The following is a 7,617-nucleotide window of genomic DNA, read 5'->3' as shown; positions in this document are numbered from 1 at the left end:
TAGGTAAAGTATACCATAATTGGATATGAAAATGAATTAATTCAGCTATATTAAATAAAAGAACAATAAAAACCCACACTAAATAGCGAAGAGGCAATTATCATTAACTTCAAAACAGCTGGATCAGCTTTTAGAAGCATTCATTATGGCAGTACCAGAAAACTTAGTAGAAAATCTGCCGATATCTGCCTAAAACAGTAAAATGATATTACTTTAATTCTGCTAAATATTGAAATTTCAAGGTGCAAAAGGGTTATTTATGTGCGAAGTTTGAGTTAAATAATATAACAGAGGAGATGTTTATGATTAATCACAAAGGAACTCAAAAAATAAAAACTGAAAGATTAATCTTACGCAGATTTAAGATTACTGATGCTAAATTTATGTTCAATAACTGGGCCAGTGATCCAGAGGTAACAAAATATTTATCCTGGCCTTCCCATAAAGAACTTTCTACAACTAAAAAGATTATAAATTTGCTTAGTTGTATAATGAACTTGAACTAATTAAAAAAATAATAAAAAAAGTGCCCATAGCGGACCAAACTGTAATATAATTGAATTACTACAAACAATAAACATTACAGGAGGGTGCACACTATGGACTACTTAAATGATACACCAAATTCTCGAAAAAATAAACACCTAAATGCTTATGATCGCGGTCAAATTGCTTTATTACATTCAGAAGGTCTGTCACCTTATGCCATTGGTAAACGCCTAGGTAGAGCTTCTAACACAATCAGAAATGAGTTGAAACGTGGCACAGTATCACAGATAAAAGGTAATAAAACTGTTAATATCTATTTCCCTGATACTGGCCAAAGAGTTTATGAGAATAATCGTAAAAATTGTGGACCTAAGTTTAAACTATTAGCGTGTGAAGATTTCATAGAACATGTTTTAGACGAATTTTATAACTTAGATCATTCACTCGATTCTATTTGTGGGGCAGCTAAACGGCATAATAAATTCCCAGATTCAGAGATGGTCTGTACCAAAACTCTCTATAATTATATAGATGCTGGGTTACTTGAGATTAAAAACATTGATTTACCACTGAAACTAAAGCGATCTTTAAAGTCCAACCGTGTTAAACAGAATAAAAAGAAACTGGGTACCAGTATTGAAGAACGGCCTGAAAGCGTTAATGATCGTAGCGAATTTGGTCACTGGGAAATTGATACTGTTATTGGTAAAAAGACTAAAGGTGAAGCTGCTCTACTTACTATGACAGAACGTACAACTCGCTCACAAATCATTCGTAAGATTGCTGACAAAACATCTCATTCAGTCCAGGAAACAATGACAAAGCTAATCAAAGAAGCGGGTGATCTTTTTTCCACAGTCTTTAAAAGTATTACCAGTGACAATGGTTCTGAATTTTCAGAGCTAGCCAGTATAGAAGAAATAGTTGATACCAAAGTTTATTATGCCCACCCATATTCATCCTGGGAACGAGGCACAAATGAGCGTCACAATGGCTTAATAAGAAGATTTATACCTAAAGGTAGAAGTATAAATGAATTCTCAATTGAAGCTATTGCTAGAGTTCAAAATTGGTGTAATAATTTGCCAAGAAAAATCTTAGGATATTTAACGCCTAATGAAGCTTTTGAAGATCAACTAAAACAAATTCTATACAATTAAAATTATTACAGTTTGAAATTAGTTCAATTTATCATTGCAATTTAAGAAAATTTAAATAAAAGTAAAATGAGTATCGGGACTGAAATAATGGCTTGAAGTATATAATTAATAATTAAATAGTGAGGTAAAGAAAATGTTAAAAATAAATAATGATTTTATAGGAAGACATGTTATTCTTGAAATAAATGAATGTAATAATAAAAAAATGAAGGATAGAGAAACAATTGAACAAATAATTACTGAAGCAGCACTAACTGCAGGTACTGAGATTAAAGAAGTAATATTTAAAAAGGTCAATAATCAAAGTATTATAGGAGTGGTTATGACAGCAGAAACTAATTTGACTATCCATATCTGTCCTGAAATAGCATATGCGGCAGTTAATTTATTTACCTATAATAAGAGAGTTGATCCTTTTGCTGCTGTGGATTTAATTACAGAAAAATTTGAAGCAGAAATAACAAAAGTTGATGAAATCAAAAGAGCAAATATAAAAGAAAATAAATTAGGCAGTTTAATACACTTCTGCTAAGTTAGAGCAGTTTTTAAATTGCTTAATTAAATTAACAGGGAGGAAATAAGATTGAATTTAATAGATTTAGGATGGAATCAGAATTTTGAAGATAAATTAAAGCAAATTAATAAACGAGAAAATTTTCAAATAGCTCGAGTAGCTGTAGAATATAAGGGAATGTATAAGCTGTATACTGAAACAGGGGAAGTTTTAGCTGAGATAACAGGCAAGATGCGTTACAATAATCAATTTCCTGCAGTAGGTGACTGGGTAGTAATTGATCTTCAGTCTAATAGCGAAAGAGCTATCATCCATAATATTTTGCCCAGAAAAAGCAAATTTTCACGCAAAGTAGCAGGCGAGAATACTAAAGAACAGATAGTAGCAGCAAATATTGACACAGTATTTATTGTTACTTCATTAAATCAGGATTTCAATTTAAGAAGACTGGAAAGATATTTAACAATTGCCTGGGACAGTGGAGCTAAACCTGTAATAGTGTTGAGTAAAGCTGATCTGTGTGATGATGCTCAAGCAAAGAAAACAGAAGTGGAAACTATTGCCTTTGGAGTTCCCATTCATATAGTTAGTTCTCTAACCGGAAAAGGACTAAATGAGCTAGAAGAATACTTAAAAACAGGTTATACAGCCGCTTTATTAGGCTCTTCTGGAGTTGGAAAATCAACAATTATTAATCAGCTGCTGGGTCAAGAAAAAATGGAAGTCAATGAAATTAGAATTAATGACGGCAGAGGGAAACACACAACTACCCACCGCGAATTAATAGTTTTGGAAGATGGAGGAATAGTGATAGATACTCCTGGAATGAGAGAAATCCAGCTCTGGGATGGTAATGAAGGCATCAAAGAGAGCTTTGAAGATATAGAAGCTCTTGCCCAAAACTGCAAATTTAATGACTGCCAGCATGATTCTGAACCCGGCTGTGCTGTTAAAAAAGCAATAGAACAGGGAGAACTGCCGGAGAAAAGATTGGAAAGCTACAGAAAATTAGAAAGAGAATTATTGTTTATTGAACGCAAAAAGAAATATGGTACAGTCCGTGCCGCCAAATTAATGAATAAAGACATATTTGGATTTTAGAAAAATAAAAATCCTTCAAAATTATATTAAGTATTTTTGGAGGGTTTTTTGCTTTATAAGGGAAATATAAGTTATATTAAAAATAAAAAATAAAGGAGGAATAAAAATGAAAGATGAAAATAAAAAAGCAGCTGAATTAATGAGAACATTTAAAATGCTAAAGAAAATATTAGAGCAGTATGAAGGTCCATTAAAGCTAAAATTTGACCTCAAAGAAAAATATGAATTATGGACCGATAAAGAAGTAAATATTGCTGGAAAAACTAAAAAAGAGCTCTTTTTTGCAGGTGTCACTCTCCAGAAAAACTATATAAGCTTTTATTTTATGCCCATTTATGTTGAACCAGAGCTTAAAGAAAAACTCGAGCCAAAATTATTAAAATTATTAAAAGGAAAATCATGTTTTCACATAAAAAGCATAGATAAAGAGCTTGAAAATGAAATATTTGATGCTCTGCAGAAGGGATATAAGCTATATGAAGAGAATGAATGGATAAATTAATAATCAAATCTTTCTGCAAACAAGAGAGTAGAACTTGATATCTGAGGTGAAAAAAGATGAATGAAGGTTATAATTTTAAAAATAATATTTCAAAACACAATGTGCTTATAATCTGTCTCTCAATTCATCACGGCAATACAATGAAAATCGCTAGAGTAATTTCAAAAAAATTAAATGCTAATCTTAAAAAACCTTCTGAAGTAAAAAACGATGATCTTAATGACTATGATTTAATCGGCTTTGCTTCAGGTATTTATAATGGAAAACATCATGCAGATTTATTTAAACTAATTAAGGAATTTGAAATGCAGAAAAATAAAAAAGCATTTATCTTTTCTACAGCTTCTGTTAAATATATAAAAATGCATACTGCTTTAAAAAAAGAATTAACTGCTAAAGGCTTTGATGTTATTGATGAATTTATGTGCAGGGGCTTTATGAATTACAGTTTTATAAAATATTTTTTTGGTGGAATAAATAAAAATAGGCCGAATAAAAAGGATTTGTTAAGGGCTGAAGAATTTGCAGCTGATATTAAAGATAAACTTTCTATTTAAGGGGGAGAAAATTAATGAAATCAAATAAAATGAAAGCAGCTTATAGAAAAGAATATGGACCGCCTGAAAGCTTAAAAATCAAAGAAATAGAGATTCCAAAACCAAAGGAAAATGAGATTTTAATAAAAGTACATGCAGCAACTGTCAATAGAACAGATTGTGCAGTTCTTAGCGGCAGACCTTATATAATGAGGTTATTTACCGGTTTATTAAAGCCTAAACTGCCGATTACCGGTACAGATTTTGCAGGTGAAGTTGAAGCAGTTGGTAATAAGGTAAACTCTTTTAAAGTAGGTAACAGAGTTTTCGGTTTTAATGATAACGGCTCAGCTTCTCATGCCCAGTACATGACAATATCAGCAGATAAAGCTTTAAGTTTAATCCCGGAAAAATTATCATACGAAGAAGCTGCAGCCAGTCTTGAAGGTGCCCATTATGCCTATAATTTTATTAAGAAAGTTCAAGTAAAAGAGGGAGAAAAAATTCTGATTAATGGGGCAACAGGAGCAATTGGTTCTGCCTTGCTCCAGTTTTCAAAATATCACGGCGCTTATGTTACAGCAGTAGGCAACAGCAAAAATATAGAATTAATGAAATCTTTAGGTGCTGACAAAGTAATTGATTATCAGACAGAAGATTTTACAGAGGATAATCAAAAATACAAATGTATCTTTGATGCTGTCGGTAAAAGCTCTTTTTCTAAATGCAGGAATCTATTAGAAGCAGATGGAGTATATATTTCATCAGAATTAGGCAGACTGGGAGAGAATCTTTTCTTAGCATTAATTACAAAGATAAGTTCTGGTAAAAAAGTCATTTTCCCTACTCCCACAGATATTAAAGCCAGTATAGATTTCATCAAAAAACTGATAGAAGAGGATAAATTTGTGGCTGTGATAGATAGAGAATATCCTTTAGATAAAATTAGTGAAGCCTTCACCTATACTGCAGGCGGTCAGAAAACAGGAAATGTTATTTTAAAAATAAGGTAAACGAGATTTGAAATATGAAATATAATTTTTAAGCAAAGTATAAAAAGAAAGAGGGAGGAGTTTAATTGATTGAAGGTGACAAAGTATTTATCAGACAGCTTGAACTTGGAGATGAGGAATTACTTCATAGATGGAGAAATAATTCTCAGGGAAACCTTTATTGTGGATTTAAGTATGGATTTTTAATGAGTAAAGAATCATTTAGACTGCAGGTAGAAACTGAAATAAAAAATGAAGATGTTTTCCCGCCCAAAAAAATGTTTATTTTCTGTAAAAAAGAAGATTTAACTCCTATAGGTGAGCTATCCTATCGAAACTGGGATAAAAGAAATAGAAGTGCAGAATTTGGTATAGAAAATGGTGAGATTAAAGATCGGGGTAAAGGCTATGGGTTTGATGCGTTAAACAATTTTATTGAATTTATGTTTAATTTTCTTAACTTAAATAGAATAGAATTAACAACATTAGCAGATAACCATAAATCTCAAAATCTATATAAAAAATTAGGTTTCAAAAAAATAGGAATTATGAGAGAAGCTAGTTTTGATAGTCGAGAGGGTACTTATTCTGATGTCTTATATATGGATTTATTAAGAAAAGATTGGGACTTAAGATAGTATATCTTCAAAAAATTTGTATACTTTATTTTTAAGTTTCCGCCCCCTGTAGGAAATCAGATAGATGATTTCTCTAAACCAACACATCAAAATGAATAGAAATTTACTGGAGGTTTAAAATTTGAATAAAAATTTATCTTTTAAAAATATAATTATCTGGATATTTGCTGTTTTATTTTTTGTAATCGGTATATTGAATCTATTTTTGATCCATCCTGTTCCTGGGATTTTTTATTTAATTCTATCTTTGATTTATTTTCCTCCAGGCAATTCTTTTTTTAGGGAAAAGTTTAAGATATCAATTTCCTTTAGGATAAAAGTAATTATCGCTTTAATAATTCTATGGGGAACTTTAGCGGTTGGAGATCTTGCAGAATTACTTGGTTTATAATTCATTTAAGAATTAAATACTTAATTAACGGCAGGTGAAAAAATTGTTAAAATTAGTAACGGATAGACTGTTAATAGCTGCTCTTGATCTAGAAAATTTCAAGTTATATATTGAAGATACAGCGAAATTAGAAAAAAATTTAGGAGTTAAAGTTACTGGCAGAGAGTTAAGTTCAGAAATTAAAGAAATTTTTACTAAACCCTATCATAAAGCTTTAAACGATAAAGAAAATTACCTATGGTACACAAACTGGCAGATAATATTAAAAGATGAGAATAAAATAATCGGTGGAATTACTTTTAAAGGTCCGGTAAATCGAAAAGGAGAAGTTGAAGTAGGATATGGTATTGATCAAGATTATCAAAACAAGGGATATATGACAGAGACATTAAGTACCATTATTAAGTGGTCTTTTTCTCAAAATAAAGTAAAAATTGTTACTGCTGAGACCAATAAAGATAATAAAGCTTCACAAAGAGTACTAGAAAAAGTTGGAATGAAAAAATATAAGGAAGAAGAAAAAACTTTTTGGTATAAAATTGAAAAAACAACTAAAAGAGGTGTTAGATTATGAAAAAACAGCTTCTTATAGGTGTAATTACAGCTGCTTTGTTTTTGATTTCCACACTGTTATTCCCGATTGCTGCAGCTTCTGATCAGCAAGATATAAATTCAGGCAAAGAAGATTTTTTAAGCAAATATTATTTGAATGAACAGGGAATAATTAAACCCAGAATTGCTGAAATAATAATTAATTATAGAGCAGAAAATGTTATTCAGGCAATTGCTGCAAAAGACTTTGCTGAAGTTGCTGAGTATGTGCATCCTAAAAAGGGACTTAGATTCACTCCTTATACTTATGTTAGGGAAGAAAAAGATGTAGTTATGACAAAAGAAGAGGTAAGTGATTTTTTTGAAGATGATAAAAAATATCTCTGGGGCAGCTATGATGGCAGTGGAAAAGAGATAAGATTAACTCCAGCAGAATACTATCACGAATTTATTTACACTGCGAATTTTATTAAGGCAGAAGAAATAGGCTATAATGAAGTTTTAAGTAGTGGAAATATGCTGGAAAATCAATTTGAAGTTTATGACAACCCTATTATAGTTGAATACTATTTTTCAGGATTTAAACCTAAATTTGAAGGAATGGACTGGCAGAGTTTGCGCCTGGTCTTTGAAAAATATCAGGGTGATTGGAAATTAACTGGAATTATTCATAATCAGTGGACAATTTAATTAAATAATTTTGTGTCGCTTTATTATTTTGTATTTAAAAAGAGATGAGCTA

The 7,617-nt window shown here is 30.9% G+C and carries 11 protein-coding genes; all 11 read left to right on the top strand.

Annotation, left to right across the window (positions count from 1 at the left end; translation table 11 throughout):
• Positions 1 to 302: 302 nt before the first annotated feature.
• The 11 genes from C8C76_RS03040 (at position 303) to C8C76_RS02990 (ending at position 7,565) form a co-directional block, all read left to right on the top strand.
• Positions 303 to 506, top strand: coding sequence for a GNAT family N-acetyltransferase (locus C8C76_RS03040; RefSeq protein ID WP_258222410.1), 204 nt, complete (start codon positions 303 to 305; stop codon positions 504 to 506).
• Positions 507 to 599: 93 nt separating this feature from the next.
• The gene (locus tag C8C76_RS03035; RefSeq protein ID WP_108138525.1) at positions 600 to 1,649 is read left to right on the top strand and encodes an IS30 family transposase; all 1,050 of its coding nucleotides are present in this window, start codon (positions 600 to 602) and stop codon (positions 1,647 to 1,649) included.
• Positions 1,650 to 1,782: 133 nt separating this feature from the next.
• Entirely contained in the window at positions 1,783 to 2,181 is a 399-nt protein-coding gene (gene speD / locus C8C76_RS03030) for an adenosylmethionine decarboxylase (RefSeq protein WP_108138523.1), read from the top strand.
• Positions 2,182 to 2,232: 51 nt separating this feature from the next.
• Complete coding sequence (rsgA, locus tag C8C76_RS03025) at positions 2,233 to 3,264, top strand: ribosome small subunit-dependent GTPase A (protein WP_258222409.1); 1,032 nt, start codon at positions 2,233 to 2,235, stop codon at positions 3,262 to 3,264.
• A gap of 106 nt (positions 3,265 to 3,370) precedes the next feature.
• A complete protein-coding gene (locus C8C76_RS03020) occupies positions 3,371 to 3,766 on the top strand; it encodes a hypothetical protein (protein WP_108138519.1) in 396 nt (131 codons plus the stop codon).
• Between the two features lie 56 nt (positions 3,767 to 3,822).
• Positions 3,823 to 4,323, top strand: coding sequence for a flavodoxin domain-containing protein (locus tag C8C76_RS03015; protein ID WP_108138517.1), 501 nt, complete (start codon positions 3,823 to 3,825; stop codon positions 4,321 to 4,323).
• 14 nt (positions 4,324 to 4,337) lie between these two features.
• Complete coding sequence (locus C8C76_RS03010) at positions 4,338 to 5,315, top strand: NAD(P)-dependent alcohol dehydrogenase (RefSeq protein ID WP_219909357.1); 978 nt, start codon at positions 4,338 to 4,340, stop codon at positions 5,313 to 5,315.
• A 65-nt stretch (positions 5,316 to 5,380) separates the two neighbouring features.
• Entirely contained in the window at positions 5,381 to 5,932 is a 552-nt protein-coding gene (locus tag C8C76_RS03005) for a GNAT family N-acetyltransferase (protein ID WP_108138515.1), read from the top strand.
• Between the two features lie 121 nt (positions 5,933 to 6,053).
• Positions 6,054 to 6,323, top strand: a complete 270-nt coding sequence (locus tag C8C76_RS03000) for a hypothetical protein (protein ID WP_108138513.1) — start codon at positions 6,054 to 6,056, stop codon at positions 6,321 to 6,323.
• A gap of 43 nt (positions 6,324 to 6,366) precedes the next feature.
• On the top strand, positions 6,367 to 6,897 hold the full coding sequence (locus tag C8C76_RS02995; RefSeq protein WP_181248135.1) for a GNAT family N-acetyltransferase: 531 nt from the start codon (positions 6,367 to 6,369) through the stop codon (positions 6,895 to 6,897).
• The gene (locus C8C76_RS02990) at positions 6,894 to 7,565 is read left to right on the top strand and encodes a hypothetical protein (protein WP_108138509.1); all 672 of its coding nucleotides are present in this window, start codon (positions 6,894 to 6,896) and stop codon (positions 7,563 to 7,565) included. The genes C8C76_RS02995 and C8C76_RS02990 overlap by 4 nt, the downstream gene beginning before the upstream one ends.
• The last annotated feature ends 52 nt before the right edge of the window (positions 7,566 to 7,617 follow it).

This window comes from Halanaerobium saccharolyticum, assembly GCF_003053565.1.
In the GTDB taxonomy this organism is placed as follows: domain Bacteria; phylum Bacillota; class Halanaerobiia; order Halanaerobiales; family Halanaerobiaceae; genus Halanaerobium; species Halanaerobium saccharolyticum_B.
Note: the sequence above shows the minus strand (reverse complement) of the source record. Positions and strands in the feature narration are given on the sequence as shown.